This window comes from Cryobacterium sp. BB307 (genome assembly GCF_012274275.1).
Classification (GTDB): Bacteria; Actinomycetota; Actinomycetes; order Actinomycetales; family Microbacteriaceae; genus Terrimesophilobacter.
On the sequence record NZ_JAANZA010000002.1, the window covers coordinates 803,605 to 825,707 of the forward strand.

The 22,103-nt window shown below is 67.3% G+C and carries 23 protein-coding genes; 5 read left to right on the forward strand and 18 right to left on the reverse strand.

Going from position 1 to position 22,103, the window contains the following annotated elements; genetic code table 11:
- Positions 1 to 243: 243 nt before the first annotated feature.
- On the reverse strand, positions 244 to 588 hold the full coding sequence (locus tag HGK58_RS11180; RefSeq protein WP_168627637.1) for a LysM peptidoglycan-binding domain-containing protein: 345 nt from the start codon (positions 586 to 588) through the stop codon (positions 244 to 246).
- A gap of 264 nt (positions 589 to 852) precedes the next feature.
- Between HGK58_RS11180 and lexA the strand changes: the two genes are divergently transcribed.
- Positions 853 to 1,536 carry a transcriptional repressor LexA gene (gene lexA / locus HGK58_RS11185; protein WP_168627638.1) on the forward strand — a complete coding sequence of 228 codons (684 nt, stop codon included), beginning with the start codon at positions 853 to 855 and terminating at the stop codon, positions 1,534 to 1,536.
- A gap of 153 nt (positions 1,537 to 1,689) precedes the next feature.
- Here lexA and hflX read toward each other — a convergent pair whose 3' ends face one another.
- The gene (gene hflX, locus HGK58_RS11190) at positions 1,690 to 3,192 is read right to left on the reverse strand and encodes a GTPase HflX (RefSeq protein WP_168627639.1); all 1,503 of its coding nucleotides are present in this window, start codon (positions 3,190 to 3,192) and stop codon (positions 1,690 to 1,692) included.
- A gap of 42 nt (positions 3,193 to 3,234) precedes the next feature.
- On the opposite strand from hflX, the gene HGK58_RS11195 reads away from it, so the two are divergent.
- Entirely contained in the window at positions 3,235 to 3,843 is a 609-nt protein-coding gene (locus HGK58_RS11195; RefSeq protein ID WP_168627640.1) for a methyltransferase, read from the forward strand.
- A 1-nt stretch (position 3,844) separates the two neighbouring features.
- Here the strand turns inward: HGK58_RS11195 and dapF are convergent, their stop codons facing one another.
- From dapF to HGK58_RS11260, 13 genes are all read right to left on the reverse strand, one after another.
- Positions 3,845 to 4,726 carry a diaminopimelate epimerase gene (gene dapF, locus HGK58_RS11200; protein WP_168627641.1) on the reverse strand — a complete coding sequence of 294 codons (882 nt, stop codon included), beginning with the start codon at positions 4,724 to 4,726 and terminating at the stop codon, positions 3,845 to 3,847.
- Positions 4,719 to 5,651, reverse strand: a complete 933-nt coding sequence (gene miaA, locus HGK58_RS11205; RefSeq protein WP_168627642.1) for a tRNA (adenosine(37)-N6)-dimethylallyltransferase MiaA — start codon at positions 5,649 to 5,651, stop codon at positions 4,719 to 4,721. The genes dapF and miaA overlap by 8 nt, the downstream gene beginning before the upstream one ends.
- Entirely contained in the window at positions 5,638 to 7,173 is a 1,536-nt protein-coding gene (gene miaB / locus HGK58_RS11210; RefSeq protein ID WP_168627643.1) for a tRNA (N6-isopentenyl adenosine(37)-C2)-methylthiotransferase MiaB, read from the reverse strand. The genes miaA and miaB overlap by 14 nt, the downstream gene beginning before the upstream one ends.
- Before the next feature lie 155 nt (positions 7,174 to 7,328).
- Positions 7,329 to 7,934 carry a regulatory protein RecX gene (locus HGK58_RS11215; RefSeq protein ID WP_168627644.1) on the reverse strand — a complete coding sequence of 202 codons (606 nt, stop codon included), beginning with the start codon at positions 7,932 to 7,934 and terminating at the stop codon, positions 7,329 to 7,331.
- Between the two features lie 30 nt (positions 7,935 to 7,964).
- Positions 7,965 to 9,053, reverse strand: coding sequence for a recombinase RecA (gene recA / locus HGK58_RS11220; RefSeq protein WP_168627645.1), 1,089 nt, complete (start codon positions 9,051 to 9,053; stop codon positions 7,965 to 7,967).
- Between the two features lie 290 nt (positions 9,054 to 9,343).
- Positions 9,344 to 9,568 carry a DUF3046 domain-containing protein gene (locus tag HGK58_RS11225; protein ID WP_168627646.1) on the reverse strand — a complete coding sequence of 75 codons (225 nt, stop codon included), beginning with the start codon at positions 9,566 to 9,568 and terminating at the stop codon, positions 9,344 to 9,346.
- Between the two features lie 67 nt (positions 9,569 to 9,635).
- Positions 9,636 to 9,944: a helix-turn-helix transcriptional regulator gene (locus HGK58_RS11230; protein WP_168627647.1), complete on the reverse strand. Its 309-nt coding sequence runs from the start codon at positions 9,942 to 9,944 to the stop codon at positions 9,636 to 9,638.
- Between the two features lie 140 nt (positions 9,945 to 10,084).
- A complete protein-coding gene (locus tag HGK58_RS11235) occupies positions 10,085 to 10,618 on the reverse strand; it encodes a nicotinamide-nucleotide amidohydrolase family protein (protein WP_168627648.1) in 534 nt (177 codons plus the stop codon).
- Positions 10,602 to 11,207, reverse strand: a complete 606-nt coding sequence (gene pgsA / locus HGK58_RS11240; RefSeq protein ID WP_168627770.1) for a CDP-diacylglycerol--glycerol-3-phosphate 3-phosphatidyltransferase — start codon at positions 11,205 to 11,207, stop codon at positions 10,602 to 10,604. The genes HGK58_RS11235 and pgsA overlap by 17 nt, the downstream gene beginning before the upstream one ends.
- Positions 11,208 to 11,262: 55 nt before the next feature.
- Positions 11,263 to 13,932, reverse strand: a complete 2,670-nt coding sequence (locus tag HGK58_RS11245; RefSeq protein WP_168627649.1) for a DNA translocase FtsK — start codon at positions 13,930 to 13,932, stop codon at positions 11,263 to 11,265.
- A gap of 49 nt (positions 13,933 to 13,981) precedes the next feature.
- Positions 13,982 to 15,208 (reverse strand): ABC transporter permease, encoded by a 1,227-nt coding sequence (locus HGK58_RS11250; protein WP_168627650.1) that lies wholly within the window; start codon positions 15,206 to 15,208, stop codon positions 13,982 to 13,984.
- A complete protein-coding gene (locus HGK58_RS11255) occupies positions 15,205 to 15,930 on the reverse strand; it encodes an ABC transporter ATP-binding protein (RefSeq protein ID WP_168627651.1) in 726 nt (241 codons plus the stop codon). The genes HGK58_RS11250 and HGK58_RS11255 overlap by 4 nt, the downstream gene beginning before the upstream one ends.
- Entirely contained in the window at positions 15,927 to 16,934 is a 1,008-nt protein-coding gene (locus tag HGK58_RS11260) for an HlyD family efflux transporter periplasmic adaptor subunit (RefSeq protein WP_193510222.1), read from the reverse strand. The genes HGK58_RS11255 and HGK58_RS11260 overlap by 4 nt, the downstream gene beginning before the upstream one ends.
- A gap of 166 nt (positions 16,935 to 17,100) precedes the next feature.
- On the opposite strand from HGK58_RS11260, the gene HGK58_RS11265 reads away from it, so the two are divergent.
- Together HGK58_RS11265 and HGK58_RS11270 are read left to right on the forward strand one after the other, a co-directional pair.
- Positions 17,101 to 17,688, forward strand: a complete 588-nt coding sequence (locus HGK58_RS11265) for a TetR/AcrR family transcriptional regulator (protein WP_168627652.1) — start codon at positions 17,101 to 17,103, stop codon at positions 17,686 to 17,688.
- Positions 17,685 to 18,521 carry an SDR family oxidoreductase gene (locus tag HGK58_RS11270; RefSeq protein ID WP_168627653.1) on the forward strand — a complete coding sequence of 279 codons (837 nt, stop codon included), beginning with the start codon at positions 17,685 to 17,687 and terminating at the stop codon, positions 18,519 to 18,521. Before HGK58_RS11265 ends, HGK58_RS11270 begins: the two co-directional genes overlap by 4 nt.
- Positions 18,522 to 18,575: 54 nt before the next feature.
- Here HGK58_RS11270 and HGK58_RS11275 read toward each other — a convergent pair whose 3' ends face one another.
- The 3 genes from HGK58_RS11275 to HGK58_RS13935 all read right to left on the reverse strand — a co-directional run bounded on the left by HGK58_RS11275 (position 18,576) and on the right by HGK58_RS13935 (position 21,689).
- Entirely contained in the window at positions 18,576 to 20,252 is a 1,677-nt protein-coding gene (locus HGK58_RS11275; protein WP_168627654.1) for a ribonuclease J, read from the reverse strand.
- Positions 20,249 to 21,226, reverse strand: a complete 978-nt coding sequence (dapA, locus tag HGK58_RS11280; protein ID WP_168627655.1) for a 4-hydroxy-tetrahydrodipicolinate synthase — start codon at positions 21,224 to 21,226, stop codon at positions 20,249 to 20,251. The genes HGK58_RS11275 and dapA overlap by 4 nt, the downstream gene beginning before the upstream one ends.
- A 220-nt stretch (positions 21,227 to 21,446) precedes the next feature.
- Positions 21,447 to 21,689, reverse strand: coding sequence for a DUF559 domain-containing protein (locus HGK58_RS13935; RefSeq protein ID WP_227412128.1), 243 nt, complete (start codon positions 21,687 to 21,689; stop codon positions 21,447 to 21,449).
- On the opposite strand from HGK58_RS13935, the gene HGK58_RS11290 reads away from it, so the two are divergent.
- Positions 21,676 to 21,933, forward strand: coding sequence for a hypothetical protein (locus HGK58_RS11290; protein ID WP_168627657.1), 258 nt, complete (start codon positions 21,676 to 21,678; stop codon positions 21,931 to 21,933). The two genes, HGK58_RS13935 and HGK58_RS11290, sit on opposite strands and share 14 nt — an antisense overlap.
- The last annotated feature ends 170 nt before the right edge of the window (positions 21,934 to 22,103 follow it).

Below are 22,103 nucleotides of genomic sequence, written 5' to 3' on the forward strand. Positions count from 1 at the left end.
CGTACGGCGGCCTCTGTGTCCGCCGGGCCACCGCCGGGTCGCGCCCGTTCCGAACACCTGCGCCCACGCGCCACGCCGCGCCCGTTCCGGACATCCGCACCCTCCCGCCGCGACGCGCCTGCTCCGGACATCCGCGCCGCGTGTGCCGGGCGCGCCTGTCCGGAACGGGCGCGCTCCGCCGGACCGAGACACCGCCGTCCTCTCCCCTACAGGCGTCCGCCGGGCGATTCGCCGGAGGCAGCGTCAGTTGGAGTAGGCCGCCGGAATGGCCAGGCGCTGACCGCCTTGCACCTCGGAGCTGGTCAGCCGGTTGAGGCTGAGGATGTCGGCGACAACGTCACCCGGGTCGGCTTGCGGCGCGATGTCGGCCGCAAGTTGCCACAAGGACTGCCCGGCGAGCACCGTCGTGTACTCGAACTCATGCGCGGAACCTTCGCTGTCTGCGACCGCACCGCCCCCGTTGAGCGCGATCGCGCTGATGGCGATCACGACTGGGGCGGCAACCAGGGCGGTGATCACTGCGCGCCCACGACGAGTCAGCCGAAGTCGGGCCACGGGCTGCGCTGCGGTCATTGCTGTCTCCTTCATGGTGCTCCTCCTCTAGTGATCTCGCCGTACTGGGTTCTCGTATCCGACGCTCGGCCGGGAGCGCCGGATACGAAGCTTTGTTCCGAATGTATCTTCGATAGTGACCGAAATCAAGTCAATTTTCGAAGTGTGTCGCGGCGAGTTATCAACACGCTCGAAGAAATGTTTGTTTTGGTCACGAGAGGCGGATACAGTTTCGATTGTCTGGACTACAGACAATCAGCAGCCACTGACATTGATGTGGCGTGAGGGGTGGAGGACCCTATGAGCGCGATCGAGAACGGGCGCGGCGAGGCGGGCGCGAAGCCCGGTACCCGACGCCGCAAGAGCCTCAGCGAGAAGCAGCTCGCGATTCTCGAGGTGATCCAGCGCTCGGTCGCGACGCGCGGCTACCCGCCGAGCATGCGTGAGATCGGCGACGCCGTGGGTCTCTCCTCACTGTCGAGCGTCACTCACCAGCTGAACCAGCTGGAGCTCAGCGGCTACCTCCGCCGCGACCCGAACCGCACCCGCGCGCTCGAAGTGCTCATCGAACTGCCGAGCCAGCCGGAGGAGAGCACCATCCCGGTCGGAGACGCCGCGATGGTCCCCCTGGTCGGACGCATCGCCGCCGGCATCCCGATCACCGCGGACCAGCAGATCGACGAAGTGTTCCCGCTCCCCCGCCAGCTAGTCGGGAAGGGAGACCTCTTCATGCTCAAGGTTGTCGGCGATTCCATGATCGACGCGGCCATCTGCGACGGCGACTGGGTTGTCGTGCGCCAGCAGAAGAACGCCGAGAACGGCGAGATCGTCGCGGCGATGCTCGACGATGAGGCCACTGTCAAGGTCTTCCAGCAGCGCGACGGACACACCTGGCTGCTGCCACGGAACTCGGCCTTTGCGCCCATCTTGGGCGACCAGGCAGAGGTCCTCGGCAAGGTCGTGGCGGTGCTGCGGGCGGTCTGACCGCCGACCCCTTCACGAGACTGCAGAAACTGGCATTCTGAGCGCTCAAAATGCCGGTTTGCGCAGTCTCGGTGGGAATCTCGGCTGAAGGGGATCTCGACAGGCTCGGATCTCGACAGGCTCGATCGCCGAGGAGGAACGATCACCGATGGGTCAGGCCGACACGACCGCCCAGCGGCGAAGCTCGGGGGCGTAGTGCGCGGTCACGAGCGCGTGCACGCGCGTGCCGGACTCTTCGTAGTCGGTGGACAGCACCCGACCGTGGTCGTGCAGACCCGAGATCACGTCGCCACGGTCGTACGGCACCAGCAGTTCGACCTCGATGTCCGGGGCGGGCAGCAGCCGGGCAATCTCCCCGAGCAGCTCCTCGATGCCCTCACCGGTGCGGGCGGACACGAACACCGCGTTCGGTTCCAGTCCGCGCAACACCAGGCGAGTGCCGTCATCCACCAGGTCGGCCTTGTTGAACGCGACGATCTCCGGGATGTCCCGCGCGCCCACCTCGCCGATGACGTCGCGCACGGTCGCGAGCTGGCTGGCTGGGTCCGGATGCGATGCGTCGACGACGTGCACGATGACGTCGGCGCCCGCGACCTCCTCGAGGGTGGAGCGGAACGCCTCGACCAACTCGTGTGGGAGGTTCCGCACGAACCCGACGGTGTCGACGAGCGTGTACCGGCGGCCGTCCTCGGTCTCCGACTTGCGGACGGTGGTGTCGAGTGTTGCGAACAGGGCGTTCTGCACGAGCAGTCCGGCTCGCGTGATGCGGTTCAGCAGCGACGATTTGCCCGCGTTGGTGTAGCCGGCGATCGCGACGGTCGGCACCTCGTTGCGCTGACGGTTGGCGCGCTTCGCCTCGCGTGCGGGCGCGAACTCCTTGATCTGCTTGCGCAGCTTCGCCATCCGGGTGTGGATACGCCGACGGTCGAGTTCGATCTTCGTCTCACCTGGGCCGCGGGAACCCATGCCGACGCCGGCGCCGACCTGGCCACCGGCCTGCCGGCTCATCGACTCACCCCAGCCGCGAAGGCGGGGAAGCAGGTACTCGAGCTGCGCGAGCTCGACCTGGGCCTTGCCCTCGCGGCTCTTCGCGTGCTGGCTGAAGATGTCGAGGATCACGGCCGTACGGTCGATGACCTTGACCTTGACGACATCCTCGAGGGCGCGCCGCTGGCTGGGTGCCAGCTCGGTGTCGGCGACGACGGTGTCGGCGCCGAGTGCCGCGACCACGCCGGCGAGTTCCTGAGCCTTGCCCTTGCCGAGGTAGGTGCTGGGGTCCGGGTGCGGGCGTCGCTGCAGCAGGCCGTCGAGCACAACCGCGCCGGCGGTCTCTGCGAGGGCCGCGAGCTCGCGCATCGAATTCTCCGCGTCGGCGAGGGCGCCCTGGCTGTACACGCCGATCAACACGACATTCTCAAGCCGCAGCTGCCGGTACTCGACCTCGGTGACATCCTGCAGCTCGGTGGACAGCCCGGCGACGCGACGCAGCGCCTGCCGGTCCTCGCGGTCGAGTTGATCGCCGTCAGCATCGGTGTCGGCGGATGCCGACTGCAGCGCCTGCGCCCGAGATCCGAAGATCGCGTACTGCTCCGCACGCGAATCGGCTGCCGCCAGTACGCGGTCGACGGCGTCGTCGTTGCGCTCAAGTTCAGTCATTGGGTTAACCCTAACTCTTCGTCACCGGGTAAGTTTCTCTGCATGCCCGACGAGCACTACTTTTCTTCACGTCCGGCAAGTGCACCCCAGCTCCGGCCGCTGCATGTCACCTTGGCGGGGCGCCAGGCAGTCCTCACAACGGCTGGCGGCATCTTCTCCCCCGACCGGATCGACGTCGGAACACAGGTGCTCCTGGCGAACAGTCCGGTCGCGCCGCCTGGCGGCCACTTCCTCGACCTCGGCTGCGGGTGGGGTCCGATTGCCCTCACTCTCGCTCTCGAGTCTCCCCGCGCGACGGTGTGGGCCGTTGATGTGAACGAGCGGGCGCTGGATCTGGTCCGACGCAACGCCGAGACCCTCGGCCTCGACAATGTCAACACCGTACGGCCCGAGGATGTTCCCGCCGACGTGCGATTCATGACCATCCGCAGCAACCCCCCGATTCGGGTGGGCAAGAGCGAGCTGCACAACATGCTCGAGTTCTGGCTGCCCAGGCTGGAGGCGGATGCGGATGCCTGGCTGGTCGTGGCGCGGAACCTCGGGTCGGACTCGCTGCAGCGCTGGCTGGAGACTACGCTCCCGGACGGCTTCAGCGTCATCCGCTCGTCGACCAACAAGGGTTTCCGCGTGCTGCGGGTCCGCCACAAGTGAGCTAGGCGGAGTACTCGATCGAGCCGGTGTAGACCAGCTCGGCCGGGCCGCTCAGCGAGACGTGCTCGCCGTCCTCGGCCGGCCACATCCTGACCCCGAGCGAGCCGCCGGGGACCTCGACGCGCCACTGATGCGGTGCACTCTCGCCTGCCCAGTGGCGTGTCGCCAGCGCCGCCGCGACCGCACCGGTGCCGCAGGACAGCGTCTCGCCGCTGCCGCGCTCGTGCACACGCATCCGGATGTGTCCGATGCCGTCACGCACGAGCGGGTCGCCGGGCACGACGAACTCGACGTTCGCGCCCGCCACCGGCTCCGGGTCGATGATCGGGATGTACGCGAGGTCGGCCGACTCGAGCTCCTCCTCGCTGGAGAGGGCGACGACGACGTGCGGGTTGCCGACGTTGATGCCGAGCCCCGGCCGAGCCACCTTGAGGTTTTTCGCGCGGACCAGCGGCTCACCGCCGTCGAGCTTCCAGCGGCCCAGGTCGACCTGGAAACCGGTGAGGTTGCGTTGCAGGTCGCGCACGCCGGCGCGCGTGCCGATCGAGAGGGTCTCGCCGTGCTCGAGCGTGGTCAGGCCGTTCTCGAGCAGGAAGCGCGCGAACACCCGGATGCCGTTGCCGCACATCTCGGACACCGACCCGTCGGCGTTGTAGTAGTCCATGAACCACTCGGCGTCCTCGTCCTCGGCAAGCGCGGCGGCGCCATCCGGAATGTGGCGAGAGCGCACGGCCCGGATCAGCCCGTCGGCGCCGATGCCGAAGTGCCGGTCGCAGAGCTCGGCGATCTGGATCGTGCTGAGTTCGACCTCGCCATCCGGATCGGCGAACAACACGAAGTCGTTCCCCGTGCCGTGGCCTTTCGTGAAGAGCAGTTCAGGCATCCTGCAATAGTAGTTGCGTGCCGCCTAAGGCCTCATAGGGCTCGAACCAGTGGGCGCTCCGGTAGCGTCGGAACCAGCTGACCTGTCTGCGCGCGTACTTGCGGGTGAGGGCCGCGGTGGCCTCGATCGCCTCGGTTCGAGTTAGTTCGCCGTGCACTTCGGCGATCGCCTGCGCGTAGCCGATGGCCCGGCTCGCGGTGACTCCGCGCTCGATGCCGAGTGGGATCAGTCGGCGTACTTCGTCGAGCAGTCCGTCGTCCCACATCCGCTGCACCCGGTCGTTCAGCCTGGCGACGAGTTCGTCGCGGGGCGCCTGCACGCCGATGACGATGGTGGGTCGCCAGAACTCATCGGCCGGCAAACCGCTGCCGAACGGCTCCCCGGTGAGTTCGATCACCTCGAGCGCGCGCACGATGCGCCGCCCGTTGTGCGGGCCGATCGACGCGGCAGCGTCAGGGTCGACCGCACGCAGCCGCTGGTAGAGCATGCCCGGACCGCTCGCGTCGAGCTCGGCTTCCAGGCGCGCCCGGATCCCGGCATCCGTTCCGGGGAAGCGGAAGTCGTGCAGCACTGCGGAGACGTAGAGGCCGGAGCCGCCGACGAGAATCGGCACGGCCCCGCGCGCGATGATGTCGTCAATGTGCTCGCGCGCGACCGGCTGATAGCGCGCGACCGTGGCCTCCTCGGTGACGTCGAGGACGTCGAGCAGGTGGTGACGGATGCCGCGACGCTCGCCCTCCGGCAGCTTGGCCGTGCCGATGTCCATGCCCCGGTAGAGCTGCATCGCGTCGGCGTTGACGATCTCGGCCGGGCGGCCGGTGTCGCGCAGCCATTCTGCGACGTCGAGCGACAGGGTCGTCTTGCCCGTGCCGGTCGCGCCGACGATCGCGATGATCGGCGTGCCGCTGGGGTCAGCGCTGCCCATCTGCCGGGTCGTAGATCGGTGTGGTCGCGACGCGCAGCGTTGGCAAGCCCAAAGAGACCTTTGCGCCTGTGGACGCGGTTCCGCCGTGCGCGGGCACCGCGCAGGACTCGGCCTCGGCGCGGTCCCACGCGTCGCCGGCGCGGGTGCGTCGCACGCGCAGCGGGGAACCGTCGGAGTCGGCGATGAGGTAGAACGGCGCCGCCTGGGTGACGGCGACCGTCACCACGTCGCCCGGGCGGGGGACGTCGCTGCCGGCCGGGACGTCGAAGTGCACGAGTCGGCTGTCTTCTGCGCGTCCGCTCATCCGGTGCGTGTCGGCGTCCTTGCGACCCTCGCCGGTCGCGACGAGCACCTCGACGGTGCTGCTGACCAGCTTCTGGTTCTCCTCCCAGGAGATGTGCTCCTGCAGTGCGACCAGTCGTTCGTAGCGTTCCTGGACGACCTCCTTGGGCACCTGGTCGGGCATGGTTGCCGCCGGTGTCCCTTCTCGGATCGAGTACTGGAAGGTGAACGCGCTCGCGAAGCGCGCCTGCTCGACAACGCGCAGGGTGTCCTGGAAGTCCTCCTCGGTCTCGCCGGGGAACCCGACGATGATGTCGGTGCTGATCGCCGCGTTCGGGATGCGCGCGCGAACCCGGTCGAGGATGCCCAAGAACTTCTCCGACCGGTAGCTGCGGCGCATCGCGCGCAGGATCCGGTCCGACCCGGACTGCAGCGGCATGTGCAGTTGCGGCATGACGGTGGGCGTCTCGGCCATCGCGTCGATGACGTCGTCGGTGAAGGCGGCGGGGTGCGGGCTGGTGAAGCGGATGCGCTCAAGCCCGTCGATCTCTCCCGCGGCCCGCAGCAGCTTGCCGAACGCCTGCCGGTCGCCGAACTCGACACCGTAGGAATTGACGTTCTGGCCGAGCAGGGTGACCTCGATGGCGCCATCGTCGACGAGTGCCTGCAGTTCGGCGAGGATATCGCCGGGGCGACGATCCTTCTCCTTGCCGCGCAGCGATGGCACGATGCAGAAGGTGCAGGTGTTGTTGCATCCGACCGAGATGGAAACCCAACCGCTGTAGGTGGAGTCCCGTCGGGTGGGGAGGGTGGACGGGAACACCTCGAGCGATTCGAGGATCTCCAACTGCGCCTCACCGTTGTGGCGGGCACGTTCAAGCAGCGCCGGCAGCGACCCCATGTTGTGGGTGCCGAAGACGACATCAACCCACGGCGCCTTCTCGAGGATGACCGACTTGTCCTTCTGCGCCAGACATCCGCCGACGGCGATCTGCATGCCCTCGTGCTCGCGTTTGACGGATGCGAGGTGCCCGAGGTTGCCGTACAGCTTGTTGTCCGCGTTCTCGCGGACCGCGCACGTGTTGATCACCACGACGTCGGCCTGTCCGTCGTCGGCACGCACGTAACCGGCGGCCTCGAGCGAGCCGCTGAGTCGCTCGGAGTCGTGAACGTTCATCTGGCACCCGTAGGTGCGCACCTCGTAGGTGCGCGGGCGCTCGGTCGTGGTGGTGGCGCTCATGAGGCCTCAAGCCTAATCCGGTCACGGCGGGCGCGACCACCTGGGCGGTCAACACCTGCCCGGCACACCCGAGGGGTCAGAAAGCGGCTTCCTGCGGAGGGGAAGGACCTTTTGCGACCCCTCGGTGGTAGGCCCGGCCGGGTTAGCGTCGCCGGTCAGCGGAAGCGCGGACCCGACGCGGAGGGTGCGGCGAGGGCACTGTCCACCGCGTGGCGCACAACGTCGCCCGAGTAGCCTTTGCGCATCAGGAACCCGCTGAGACGGCGCACCGCCGTCTCCCGGTCGAGGCTGCCGAGCTGGCGGGCGCGCTTGGCCGCGAGTTCGTTGGCGCGCTCCTGCTCATCGTCGTCGTCGAGTTCCTCCAGCGCCTCCAGGATGAACTCGTCGTCGATGCCGCGCCGCCGCAACTCGGCGGTGAGCGCCTGCCTGCCGAGACCTTTGCGCTCGCGCAGCGTGCGGACGAGCGTCTCCGCCAGTGCCCTGTCGTCGATCAGGCCGACCGACTCCAGCCGGTCCAGCTCGATCTCGACGGCGCAGATGTCGATGCCGTGCTTGGCCAGCTGGTCGCCCAGCTCAACGCGCGAGAGGCCGCGGCGGGTGAGACCGCGCATGCTGATCTTCTCGGCCTCGCGTGCCTGCTCCTCGAGACTCTCGGCCGTGTGCGGCCTGGCGTCGGAGGTCGGATCCGGGTCGGCGACGTCCGACGAGGGCTCGGCTCCCGGCAGGTAGGTGACCGGTGCGAGCCGCTCGTCGGATGTCATGTCGTCAGCCCCTTAGCTCGGCTCTGGCGGCTATTCGCCAGCCGCCTTGCGGGTCGCGAGCTTGTCGGCGATCGAGTCGACGTTGCTCTCGGCTGCGGCCGCTGCTGCAGCGGCTTTCGCCTCGGCGCCGATGCCGAGCTTGACCATGATCTTGGTCTCGATCTCGGCGGCGATCTTGGGGTTCTCGATCAGGAACCGGCGTGAGTTCTCCTTGCCCTGACCGAGCTGGTCGCCTTCGTAGGTGTACCAGGCGCCGGACTTCTTGACGATGCCGTGTTCGACACCGAAGTCGATCAGGCTTCCCTCGCGAGAGATACCGGTGCCGTACAGGATGTCGAACTCGGCCTGCTTGAACGGCGGCGCCATCTTGTTCTTGACGACCTTGACGCGCGTGCGGTTGCCGACCGCGTCAGACCCTTCCTTCAGGGTCTCGATGCGCCGGATGTCGAGACGCACCGAGGCGTAGAACTTCAGCGCCTTACCGCCGGCGGTGGTCTCTGGGCTTCCGAAGAAGACACCGATCTTCTCGCGCAACTGGTTGATGAAGATCATCGTGGTGTTGGTCGAGTTGAGGCCACCGGTGAGCTTGCGCAGCGCCTGCGACATGAGCCGCGCCTGCAGGCCGACGTGTGAGTCGCCCATCTCGCCCTCGATCTCAGCGCGGGGCACGAGTGCTGCGACCGAGTCGATGACGATGAGGTCGATGGATCCGCTTCGCACGAGCATGTCGGCGATCTCGAGCGCCTGCTCACCCGTATCGGGCTGCGACACGAGCAGGGAGTCGATGTCGACGCCGAGCGACTTGGCGTACTCCGGGTCGAGCGCGTGCTCCGCGTCGATGAACGCCGCGATGCCGCCGGCGCGCTGCGCGTTGGCGATCGCATGCAGCGTGAGCGTCGTCTTACCCGAGGACTCAGGGCCGTAGATCTCGACGATCCGGCCGCGGGGCAACCCGCCGATGCCGAGTGCGACGTCAAGGGCGATCGACCCCGTCGGGATCACCGCGACAGGCGCGCGCTCATCGCTGCCCAGACGCATGACGGAGCCCTTGCCGAACTGGCGGTCGATCTGGGCGAGGGCGGTTTCCAGCGACTTTTCACGATCCGCTGCTGATGGCATTTGGAACTCCTTAGGACTCGTACTCGGTGCGCCTATAGGCTGCCGTTCCCCCCACGAGCCGATGATGCAAGGCTTCGTGAGTACCGCGACAAGGCAGTTGGCTGCATATCTCCAACGATCGCTACGCTACGCCCGACCGGTGACATTCGACTGTCGCCCGCCGCCCGTTGTGAGTGCCACGTTTTCGAGTGCTGCTGTGTAGGAGCCTAGTCAGATCCGAATCGATGTTCGAACCATTTTCGGCGTGTCGGAAGGCGAATCTCGAACTGGCCCCGAGCACGCGCCGACCATCAGGACTTGGCGGGCTGCCTGCCCGCGCCGTACCAGCGGTTCGGCGGCACGTCCGTCGCCTTGCACAGCGCGATCCAGACCTCGCGCGGCGGCTGGCCCGCGGCGAGTGCCTGCTCGGCAGTGTGGTCCCCGAACTCGACGAGCACCAGATCGCGCAGCAACGTGCTGCCGTAGCCCTCGCCGAATTCCTCGGCGACGGCTCGACGGAACTCGCTCAACCTCACCGCCGCGCCCTTCGCGTCAGAAAGCGAACGCCCCGGACGCAAGCCGGGGCGTTCAACGTGTGTGGAATCAGCGGACCGCGAGATCCGCGTCGAAGTTCGCGACGAGGTCGTCGGGAACCGTGTCCGGGATGACGTCGAGACCTTCGATCACCGCAAGGCGGTCTCCGACTTCGCGCATGATCACCGAGATGGGCGTGTCGAGCGCATCAGCCACTGATGCGAGAATCTCGGAGCTGGCCTCCTTCTGGCCACGCTCGACCTCGCTGAGATAGCCCAGCGCGACGGACGCCTTGCTCGCGACCTGACGAAGGGTGCGTCCCTTCTGCAGACGGAAGTCCCGCAGCACGTCACCGATTTCTTGACGAACCAGAACCATTGGACCCCTCCTCTTCCCTGTCTGCTGAGCTCTTACGTCGAGTGGATGTTGAACTCTACATCCAACCGTCTTCAAACTCTAAACGGTGGTCACTGAATGACGTTTGTGAATCACCAGTTGTAACGAGATCGACACCCGGGCTATTCCCTCGCCGCCACCGAGCGGATGGTGCCGCTCAGCCAGGCGACCGCCTCGCTGACCGTGCGTGCCCGGATCTCGTCGCGCGTGCCGGCGAGCTCGAGTCGCTTCGAGACGGTGTCGTCTCCGATTGAGAGGCCGAGGTAGACGGTGCCGACCGGATGCCCGGCCTGCGGGTCCGGACCGGCGACTCCGGTCGTCGCGATGCCGATCGAGGCGGGCGAGCCGTCGACCGCGAGGATGGCGCGCACGTTGCGCGCCATCTGCTCGGCGACCTCAGGATGCACCGGCCCCTCCCGCTCGAGCAGTTCAGCGTCGACCCCGAGCAGCGTGTGCTTCAGCTGGGTGGCGTAGGCCACCACAGAACCGTTGACCACGGCAGAGGCGCCGGCCGGGCGAACCAGTTCCGCCGTCACCAGCCCGCCGGTGAGCGATTCTGCGACGGCGACGGTCATGCCCCGTGCGCTGAGCTCCGCGACCAGGGCGGCGGTGATCGGCGCCGGAGCGTCCGGACCGGGCTCAGTCGACGGCGCCATGCGCTCTCTTCTGCCTGACCGCGCTGACGATGTATTCGATGCCCGACCACAGGGTGAGCACTACCGCGATCCCCATCAGCACGGCGTTGACCCAGTGGGTCCACTCGCCGAACCACTCCCAGGTGGGCACGAGGTAGAACGACACCGCCACCGCCTGCATCACGGTCTTGAGCTTGCCGGCCGGGGACGCCGCGATGACGACCTGGCGGACCACGGCCATCCGGAACGCGGTGATCCCGAGCTCCCGGGCGAGGATCACGATGGTGACCCACCACCACAGCTCGCCGAGGATCGACAGCGCGATGAGCGCGCCGCCGATGAGGATCTTGTCGGCGATGGGGTCGAGGATCTTGCCGAAGTCGGTGATCAGGTTCTGCCTGCGCGCGAGCAGCCCGTCGACGCTGTCGGTCACGATCGCGACGATGAACAGCGCCGCGGCGGCGTACCGCAACGGCCCGTTCTCGCCGCCGTCGACGAGCAGCATCCAGACGAACACGGGTGCCAGCAGGATGCGCACGACGGTGATGATGTTGGCGATGTTTCCGGTGCTCGCGGGGGTATCCCCGTTGCGGGCAACCCGTCCGCGCATCGGGAACGACCGCTCGCGGTCCCCGTTCACAGGGCTGGAGGGCAGGGACACTGCTTCACTCTCTGTCGGTCAGTTGCCAGGCGTCCTCGTCCGAGTCGCCTTCCACCTCATCGTAACCGCCGCCGCCGGATGCGTTCTGGTCATCGACCGGTTCGTCACCGCGCAAGCGCGCGAGCACCGAGGGGAGCTGTTCCGGCGTGACGAGCACGTCACGGGCCTTCGACCCTTCGGACGGGCCGACGATCTCGCGGGACTCCAGCAGGTCCATCAGGCGGCCGGCCTTGGCAAAGCCGACGCGAAGCTTGCGCTGCAGCATCGAGGTGGAACCGAACTGTGTGCTGACGACGAGTTCAGCGGCGGCGAGCAGCAGTTCAAGGTCGTCGCCGATGTCGCCGTCGACCTCCTTCTTCTGCGCGACGGCGGTGATGTCCTGCCGGTAGTCGGGGCGGGCCTGCGCGGTGACGTGCTTGACGACCTCCGCGACCTCGTTCTCGCTCACCCACGCACCCTGCACACGCATCGGCTTCGAGGCGCCCATCGGCAGGAAGAGGGCGTCGCCCTGGCCGATGAGCTTGTCGGCGCCCGGCTGGTCCAGGATGACCCGCGAGTCGGTCATGCTGCTGACCGCGAACGCGAGGCGACTGGGCACGTTGGCCTTGATCAGTCCGGTGACCACGTCGACGCTCGGCCGCTGGGTGGCGAGCACGAGGTGGATGCCGGATGCGCGTGCCAGCTGGGTGATGCGCACGACCGAGTCCTCGACATCTCGCGGCGCGACCATCATCAGGTCGGCGAGCTCGTCCACCACCACGAGCAGGTACGGGTACGGCTTGAGCTTCCGCTCGCTGCCCGCCGGCAGCTGGATCTCATCGTTCAGGATGGCGCGGTTGAAGTCGTCGATGTGGCGGAAGCCGAAGCTGGCCAGGTCGTCGTACCGCATGTCCATCTCCTTGACGACCCAGGACAGCGCCTCAGCGGCCTTCTTCGGGTTCGTGATGATGGGCGTGATGAGGTGAGGGACACCGGCGTAGTGCGAGAGCTCGACGCGCTTGGGATCGATCAGCACCATCCGCACCTCAGACGGCTTCGCGCGCATCAGCAGGCTGGTGATCATCGAGTTGATGAAGCTGGACTTGCCTGAGCCGGTGGACCCGGCGACCAGCAGGTGCGGCATCTTGGCGAGGTTCGCGACGACGAAGCCGCCCTCGACGTCCTTGCCGACGCCGATGGTCATCGGGTGCGAGCTCGAGGTGCTCGCCTTCGACCGCAGCACGTCGCCGAGGGACACGATCTCGCGGTCGGCGTTGGGGATCTCGACACCGATCGCGCTCTTGCCCGGGATGGGCGACAGGATGCGCACCTCATTGCTGGCGACGGCGTAGGAGAGGTTCTTGCTGAGCGCGGTGACACGCTCGACCTTGACGCCGGGGCCGAGCTCTATCTCGTAGCGCGTGACCGTCGGTCCGCGGCTGAACCCCGTCACCGTTGCATCCACCTGGAACTGGCGCAGTACCTCGGTGATGGCCTTGACGATATCGTCGTTGGCGCCGGTGCGCGCCTTCGCTGGCGTGCCCGCGGCCAGAGCGGTCGGCGACGGCAGCCGGTACGGCGCGGTCGGCGCATCCGGCGCATCCGGTGCGTCCTGGAACTCGCCCGCTGCGCCCTTCTGGGAGGCGGTGTCGGCGAAACCGGGCAGCAGCGCCTCGGCTTCGGCCGGTGAGTCGTCGCGGATGCCCGTCGCTGCCGGTTGGACCTCGCCGGTGAACTTCTTCACCGCGTCCTCTGCCTTCAGCAGGTCCTCGATGAGCTCGATGCCGAATTCTTCGCCGTCGTCCTTGGGCGTGTGGTCGATGACTTCGGTGCCGCCCACGAGCACCGGGCTGTCGAACGCCGGGTCCTCCTCGCGCCGCGTCTTGGTGCGACGCCACCACGGCAGCGAATCGGCGTCGGCCCCGTCCAGGCCAAGGTCTTCGAGCGAGCCGAACTCGACCGTCTTCTTCTCCGGCTTCGCGGCCGGCTCTGGCAGTTCCGCGCCGAACAGGTAGGCGTAGAGCTCACCCAGTCGCGGGCCGATCCGGTTCGGCGGTGTCTTCGTGATGATGAAGAGGGAGAGCACGAGCACGATCCCGATGACCGGCACTGCGCCGTACGGGGTGAGCACCAGCGACAGCGAGCCACCGACGAGCATGCCGATCAGGCCGCCGGCGCGGGCGATGACCTCCGCATCCGCTCCCCAGGCCGGCTGGCCGCCGAAGACGTGACACAGGCCGCTGACCGAGACGAGGAGCAGCGCGAGCCCGATGCCGATGCGGCCGTTGTCGTGCACCGATGCCGGATGCCGGAACAGCCAGACCGCAAGCAGCAGCAGGATCACCGGCAGGGCGAACGCGAGGCGCCCGAAGAGCCCGCCGAAGGTATAGGCGTCGATCGCGATGGCGACCGGATCGTTGGGCCGGATCCACTCGACCACCGCCCCGGCGATCGCGAGCAGGAAGATGAAGAACGGGGCGCCGTCGCGCAGCTCGTCCTTGGACAGGGTCTCCTTGCCGAAGAAGCGCGCAGCGCCGCCGACGAGATGCGCCAAGCCCATCCAGGCCTTCGACAACAGGCCGGGCTGGGTCGGTGGCGGCGTCTTCGCCGGGGTCTTGCGCGTCGAGGTGCTGCGGCCGCGCGCGGTCGACGACGTGCTGCGCGCACGCGAGGTCGACCTGGTGCTGTTAGCCATGCTTTCTACGGTACTTGCGAGCCCCGTCAATGGGCGGCAGCGACCCGGTTCAGTACCGGATGGCGTTGATCACCTTGACACGAACGGCCACGATCGCGGGCAGCAATCCGGCGAGCGCGCCGACCAGGGTCGCCGCACCGATGCCGATGATCGCCGCTTCCACGGGGAACGGCGGCAAATCCACCGGGAAGCCCGAAGTGATCCAGCTCTGTACCAGATCGCTTTGGATCACCAGCACCGCGATCATCACGCCGACGACTCCGGCAACGGCCGACGCGACGACGCTCTCCATCATGACCGCGAAGAACACCCGCCCGGCGGTGGCGCCGAAGCTGCGCCGGATGCCGATCTCCCGGATCCGCTGCTTGACCGTCACCATCGAGATGTTCACCAAGCCGAGGGCACCGAGCAGCAGCACCAGAATGGATACCCCGGTGACGATGAGCTTGAACGGGCCGAACGGGTCCATCGTTCCTCCCCACGCCTGATAGTCCTGACGACTCACATCCACGTTGACGCCCTCACCCAATGCTCCAGCTATGTCGCGCTTGATGCGGAAGGTGAGCTCGTCGGAAAGTTCGGTGGGAACCCACGCTTCCAGCATCGGAGGGGACCACGCGACGACGGATGGAGGCGTGATTCGCAGGTATGCCGAATTGAGCATGTGCATTACCGGCTCCTCACCCTCCCATTTCTCCGGGATCACTCCGACTACGACTGCAGCGGTTTTCGTGTCACCGAGCAGCGTGACCGTCGGGTGGCCACTGAGCTCCGGCCATCCCATCCGTGCGTAGAACGCCTCATTCACGACCAGCGCGGGCGCGAGCCGCTGCTCATCCGCCTCGACGAACCAACGCCCATTGGTCATGACCACGCGGTGCAGTGTTCCGTAGCCGACCTCGACCCCCATGGTCGTCACGGGCATGGCCCCGTCGACGAACTGGACGGTCTGGCTGCTGTGGGTGAACGCCCCCGCGTACTCGATCTGGTAGCGGTCGACGACGGTATCGAAGGCCGCGCTCACCGCCAGCGCGTCGGGCGGCACCTCCCCGGTGCCCCACACGTTGACGATGAGTGTCGCAGGCCGGCCCGATTGACGTTCATAGGTCTCGATCATCGCCTGTTCGGCGATCGAGCCGAGTCCAACCACGCTGGTCAGCGCGGCGACCGCCACGGCGACGCCGATGAGGCTCATCAGCACGCGGGTCTTGTGGATGCGCACCTCGGCCCACGCTTCGCTGAATGCGCCGACCAGCCCGGACGCGAACCCGCTCACAGCGCGACTTCCGGTTCCGCGAGGGCGATGACCCGCCGGACGTCGACGGGCGCGAGCACGCCGCGGTCCAGCCGGTAGTGACGGTCCGCGAGCGCGGCCACGTTGGCGTCGTGCGTGATGGTGATCAGCGCTGCACCGGTCTGCTGCGCAACCGAGTCGAGCAGCTGCATCACGCTCGCGCCGGTCTCGATGTCCAGTGCGCCTGTCGGCTCGTCGGCGAGGATCAGCCGCGGTCCGCGAACGAGCGCTCGGGCGATGGCCACCCGCTGCTGCTCGCCACCTGAGAGTTGCTCCGGCATCGAGTTGGCACGCTCGGCCAGACCGACGCGGTCCAGCATCTCGAGAGCGAGCTTTCGGCGCTGCCAGAACTTCCTGCCGGACGCGTAGAGCAGCGGCGTCATCACATTCTCGAGCGCAGTGCGCCCCGCGAGCAGGTTGAACTGCTGGAAGATGAAGCCGATGTCGCGGCCCCGCGCCCGATCGCGTGCTCCTGAGCGCAGCGCGGACAGTGGGCGGTCCTCGAAGAAGATCTCCCCCGATGTGGGGCTGTCGAGCAGGCCGAGCAGGTTGAGCAGCGTCGACTTGCCGGACCCGCTCCGCCCGACGATGGACACGTGATCGCCGACCGCGACGCCCAGGTCGATGCCCCGCAGGATGTGCAGCGGCGAGCCATCCGGAAGCGCCACCGTCCTCGTCACCGCCTCCAGACGGAGGATGGTCATCCGCCCATCCCGACGCTGAAGCACTCCATCGAGCCGTCCGGATGCACGATGCAGTCTTCCCCGAAGCCCGGCATTCCCGGCATGCCCGGGAATCCGGGGTCGGCTGGCGCCCCCGGCACGAACTGCAGGATCATGTCGCCCTCCGCGAGCCCCTCCTTGATCTCGACGCTCATTCCGTCGTTCAGCCCGAGGATGACGGTGCGGGTCTCTGTGGTGCCGTCCGCAAGGACGAAGTAGACGTTGCCAGTGTCGGCGATTCCTTCCACCGCGGTCGTCGGCACGGTGAGCACGTTCTCGGCGATGCCGCCCGCGATCGTCAGGGTGGCCGAGAGGCCTGGGAACACACGAACGTCAGCGGGGATCGCGCAGCGGAGCGTCGTGCCGCCGCCCTGCTCTCCCGAGCCCTCCAAGGGAGACGAGATGGTGAGCCCGGTGCACGTGAATGGCGCGGGCCCACCGACTATGGTGACTTCCGCCTCGGTGGGTTGGGCGAGCAGCTTGTACTGCTGTTCGGGCGCGAGAGTCGCGGTCACATGGAAGGTCGGTGGCGCCACCTTGGCGAGGTCTTCGCCGACGCTCACGAGCTGGCTTGGCATGACCGTGAGCGACGACAGCGCGCCGGCGACCGGTGCGGTGACCTTCGACTCCTTTTTCCACGTTGTGCCGTCCTCACGCGGGACGTCCTGCCAGATGATGGCGATGTCCGCTCCGGCGTCGACCCACTGACCGGCGGTGACGAGCACCTTGCGCACCTCACCTGCGAGGTTCGCCTTGGCCGGCACCGCGGCATCCGCGGCGACAGAACCCTGCAGCGTCACGTCGTTGCGGACCGTGCCTACGGCGACCGCGACCTGTGGTTCGACGATCTCGGCGGTTGGGAAGGTCGGATCGACGACCTGCTGCACGTCCGGGAAGAACGCAACCTTCACCAGTGCTGCCGCGATCGCCGCGAAAATCACCATCCGGATGATCGGAAATACCCAGCCGCGCCAAACACCCATCATGCCCCCACCCCAACAAGTGCGACGAACATTCGCGTTCGTCGCTTGGCACACCCTACCGGGCGGCGAGGGCAACGTCAGCCCAACGATCCGGTCGTGTCGTACGTCTGGGAACCGCTCCCCATTCCGCAAGAGTGGCAGTTTCTGCCATTCTTGCTAAACTTGAGTCATGGCAACTCAACGCAAGGTCGGGATCGCGCTCCGCGCATCCGAACGCTGTGCGCAGTTGTACATCGATCGCCAGAGCACCGAACTGACCGCCGCCGAGGTCGCCGAATGCATCGGCGTCGGCGAGCGCACCTTCTACCGACACTTCCCGCACAAGCGGGACACCATCCGCCCGTTGCTGGATGAGGCAAGCAGGGTGATGGCAGCGAGCATCCGGGAGACGACGGACCGACCGCTGCAGGAGTCCCTAGTGACGGCATTCCGGGATGCGTTCGGCGGCGAGAGGGACGAGCGGACCCGGCGCCTGTTCCCACTGCTGCTAAGAGACGACGGAATGCGCGCCGGGCTATTGCACGCGGTTCACGACGGGCGCGCGACGCTCCGACCGGCGATCGCCGATCGGCTTGGCATCCCCGAGGACAGCGTTCAAGCCCGCGCAGCGGCCTCGCTCTTCGTCGCGGCGATCTTCACAGCACTGGAAGCCATGGCGCAGGACGGGAGCGACACGCTGGGGGCATTCTCCGACGCTCTCGCGGCCGCCGTGGGCAACCCACTACAGACCAACAATGGAAAGGAAACAACACCATGAACAAGCTCACCGATAAGGTCGCCGTCATCACCGGCGGAACCAGCGGGATCGGCCTGGCGAGTGTCGAACTCTTCGTCGCGGAAGGCGCGAAGGTGGTGGTCGGTGACATCCAGGACGACCTCGGCGCTGCGCTCGAGAAGAAGCATGACGGCAACGTCGTGTACGTCCACACCGACGTGACCGACGATGCGGCGGTCGAGGCGCTTGTCGCAACTGCCGTCGACAAGTTCGGCAAGCTCGACGTCATGTTCAACAACGCCGGCGCTGCGGGTGACCCGTCTGCGATGGTCGACCTGAGCGCTGACGGCTTCGACAAGACCCTCGCACTGTTGACGCGGTCGGTCGCATCCGGTCACAAGCACGCCGCTCGCCAGTTCCAGAAGCAGGGCACCGGCGGATCGATCATCTCGACCGCCAGCGCCGCCGGCATCCAGGGCGGCTGGTCGTCCGCCGGCTACACCATCGCCAAGCACGCGGTGGTCGGGCTTGTGCGTCAGGCGACGGCAGAGCTCGCCCCGCTCGGCATCCGCTCCAACGCGATCGCTCCTGGGATCATCATGACCCCGATCATGGCCCGCTCCTTCGGGATCGCTCCGGAGAAGGCAGACGAGTTCGAGGCGCTGCTGAGTGAGCGTCTCGCGACCGCCCAGCCGATCGGTCGTGTCGGCCGCCCAGAGGACATCGCGGAAGCAGCGGTGTTCCTGGCAAGCGACTCGTCGTCGTTCGTCACCGGCGTGACTCTGTCCGTGGACGGTGGCGCGACGGTCGTGACGCAGAGCGGATTCGCGGCGACCGCGGCACAGGCCGCAGCCGACTTCCAGGCAGAGCGCTGACACCAGCGAAACGAAAGGGGCACCGACGAAGTTCGTCGGTGCCCCTTGGCGTTTCTAGGCCTCGATCACCACGGGGACGATCATCGGCCGGCGCCGGTGCTGCGTGTTCACCCAGCGCCCGACGGTGCGGCGAACCACCTGCTGGTAGGAGTGCTGGTCGCGGGTGCCGTTCTCGGCCGCATCCGCGATCGCCTTCACGATCTTCGGCTTGACGTCGTCGAACACCGACTCGTCCTCGGCGAAGCCGCGGGCCTGGATCTCCGGCCCGACGATGACGCCGCCGGTCTGCGGGTCGATCGCGACGAAGATCGAGATGAAGCCCTCCTCGGCGAGGATGCGGCGGTCCTTCAGGTCGGCCTCGGTGATCTCGCCGACCGTTGAGCCGTCGACGTAGACGTAGCCGAGGTCGAGCTGGCCGACCACTTCGACGTGCCCGTCCTTGAGGTCCAGCACCATGCCGTCGCCGCCGACGAAGGTGTTCGCCTCCGGCACCCCGGTGGAGACCGCGAGGCTCTTGTTGGCGACCAGGTGGCGGTACTCCCCGTGCACCGGCAGCACGTTCTTCGGCTTGAGGATGTTGTAGGTGTACAGCAGCTCCCCCGCGCTCGCGTGCCCGGAGACGTGCACCTTGGCGTTGCCCTTATGCACGACATCCGCACCGAGCCGGATGAGCCCGTCGATGACGCGGTAGACCGCGTTCTCGTTGCCGGGGATAAGGCTCGACGCGAGGATGACCAGGTCGCCCTTGCCGATCTCGATCTGGTGCTCGAGGTTCGCCATGCGCGCGAGCACGGCCATCGGCTCGCCCTGCGACCCGGTGCTCATGTAGACGATGCGGTTGTCGGGAAGGTCGGCCGCCTTCTTTGCGTCGATGAGCACGCCCTCCGGCACCTTGAGGTAGCCGAGGTCGGCGGCGATGGTCATGTTCCGCACCATCGAGCGACCCATGAAGGCGACCCGGCGACCGTTGCGGTGCGCTGCGTCGAGCACCTGCTGCACGCGGTGCACGTGGCTGGCGAAGCTCGCGACGATCACGCGACGGGATGCGCGCGCCATGACCGACTCGAGCACGTCACCGATGGCGCGCTCGGGCGCGGTGAAGCCGGGGACGTCCGCGTTGGTGGAGTCAGGCAGGTACAGGTCGACGCCGGTCTCGCCGAGGCGGGCGAAGGCGCGCAGGTCGGTGATGCGGCCGTCGAGCGGCAGCTGGTCCATCTTGAAGTCGCCGGTGTGCAGCACGACCCCGGCGCGGGTCGTGATCGCGACTGCCAGCGCATCCGGGATCGAGTGGTTGACGGCGATGAACTCGAGGTCGAACGGCCCGAGCTTCTCGTGCTGGCCCTCGGTGACGGTGAGGGTGTACGGGTTGATCCGGTGTTCCTTGAGCTTCGCCTCGACGAGCGCGAGGGTCAGCGTTGAGCCGATCAGCGGGATGTCGCCGCGCAGTCGGAGCAGGTAGGGCACCGCGCCGATGTGATCCTCGTGGCCGTGGGTGAGCACGATGCCGAGGACGTCGTCGAGTCGGTCCCGCACCGGGGAGAAGTCGGGGAGGATCAGGTCCACACCGGGCTGCTCCTCTTCAGGGAACAGCACGCCGCAGTCGACGATGAGCAGCTTGCCGTCGATCTCGAAGACGGTCATGTTGCGGCCGATCTCCCCCAGTCCGCCGACGGGGATGACCCGCAGGGTGCCGGGTTCGAGTGTGCGCGGTTCGTAGATCGCTGAGTTCATCGTGTGGTTCCTGCAATCTTCGGTAAGGCGCCACCCGCGGCGGCGTTTCGGTCCGGTCGGAAGTTGTCGAAGCCTGCACCGTCGAGCTGGCCGACGAGTGCGATGTCGTCTTCGATGAGGGCTGCCTCGAAGTCCTCGGGGCCGACCAGCGGCAGCCGCACCCGCGGCGAGCCGATCCGCCCCAAGCCATGCAGGACGTACTTTGCCGCCACCGTGCCCGGGACATGGGTCATGACCGCCCGCACCAGCGGCTCGAGCCGCTTGTGCGCATCCGTCGCCGTCGCCAGGTCGCCCGCGTTCACCGCGTCGACGATCGCGCGGTAGGGGGCAGGAGCGACGTTCGCGGTGACGCCGATGAGCCCGGTGGCGCCGATCGCCAGGTGCGGCAGCACGTTCGCGTCGTCCCCTGAGAAGTACATCAGGTCGGTCTGGTTGAGCACCCGGCTGACCTCGGCGAAGTCACCCTTTGCGTCCTTGACGGCGAGGATGTTCGGGTGCACCGCCGCGCGCAGGATGGTCTCGTACTTGATCGGCACGCCGGTGCGGCCCGGGATGTCGTACAGGATGACCGGCAGGTCGGTGGCGTCGGCGATCAGCCGGAAGTGGGTGAGGATGCCTGCCTGGGTCGGCTTGTTGTAGTACGGCGTGACGATCATCACGCCGTCGGCGCCGGCCTTCTCGCTCTTCTTGTAGAGCTCGATCGCGTGGGCGGTCTCGTTGGATCCGCCGCCGGTGATGATCTTGGCGCGGCCGGAGGCGACCGACTTGCCGACCTCGACCAGGCGGAGCTTCTCCGGGTCGGTGAGGGTGCTTGTCTCACCGGTGGTGCCGGTCACGACGATGCCGTCGGCGCCACCCGAGATGACGTCGTCGATGTGCTTCTCGACACCCGGCCAGTCGACCTCTCCGTCGGCGGTGAACGGTGTCACCAGCGCGACAAGAACTTGACCGAACGGATTATTGAGATGAGCCACGGGTACAAGGGTATCGCCACGCGTGGATGGGCTTTCCCGCGAGCATGTGCCGCTTCCCCCTCCCTGTTGTGCAGGAGATTCCTTGTTGTGCAGGAGATTCGGGTGATTCGGCCGCTCGGCACGGGCATCCGGGGCGGTTTCGGGTGGGAAGTCCTGTACAACATGGAGGTGATCGGCGGCGGCGGGAGTGAATTATCGGACGCGGAAGGCCCGCCGCGAGTCACGCCGCCAGGTGGTCACCGCGCGACATCGCAGCGAGGATCGCGGCCTCGACGGAGCGCCACTCGTAGAGAACCTGCGAGTACATGAACCGCAGGACTCGGTAGCCCAGCGCGCTCAACACGGCATCCCGGCGCCGGTCTGCGTACGGATCGGAGTGATATTCTGCGACATCGTGGAAGCCTGCTCCGCCAGCGGCCGCGCCGGCTTTGGAAGCATGGCGAGAAGCGATGCTGCTCCGCAGCGTTGAGTCGGTGCTGGTTCAGCGCCGACTCGAAGAAGACGAATCCTGCCACCGCTCCCTGGCACCTGTAGACCTGGTCGATGCAGTCAGGGATCGCGACGGCCAGACGGTCACCGGGGCGCTCGGAATCCTTGCGCCAGTGGATGGCTATCGAATCGTCCGGATGCGACGCCAGCCGCTGCCGGTGATCCGTCTGCGCGCGAAGGCGGGAACCGGTGCCGGGAATATCGACGTGCAGCTTTAAAATCCGAGGAAGGCACCCACAACCCATGGCGACGCGCGGCGCTGACGCACGCGAGTCGGCCTCCAACCTGAACCGCGCGGAAGACCGACTCTCCCACATCCGGAACGGTGTACCAGCCCTTGCGCGCTCGGCGGATGTCACCGCGTTTCACCGCGGCCAGAACGTGGTCT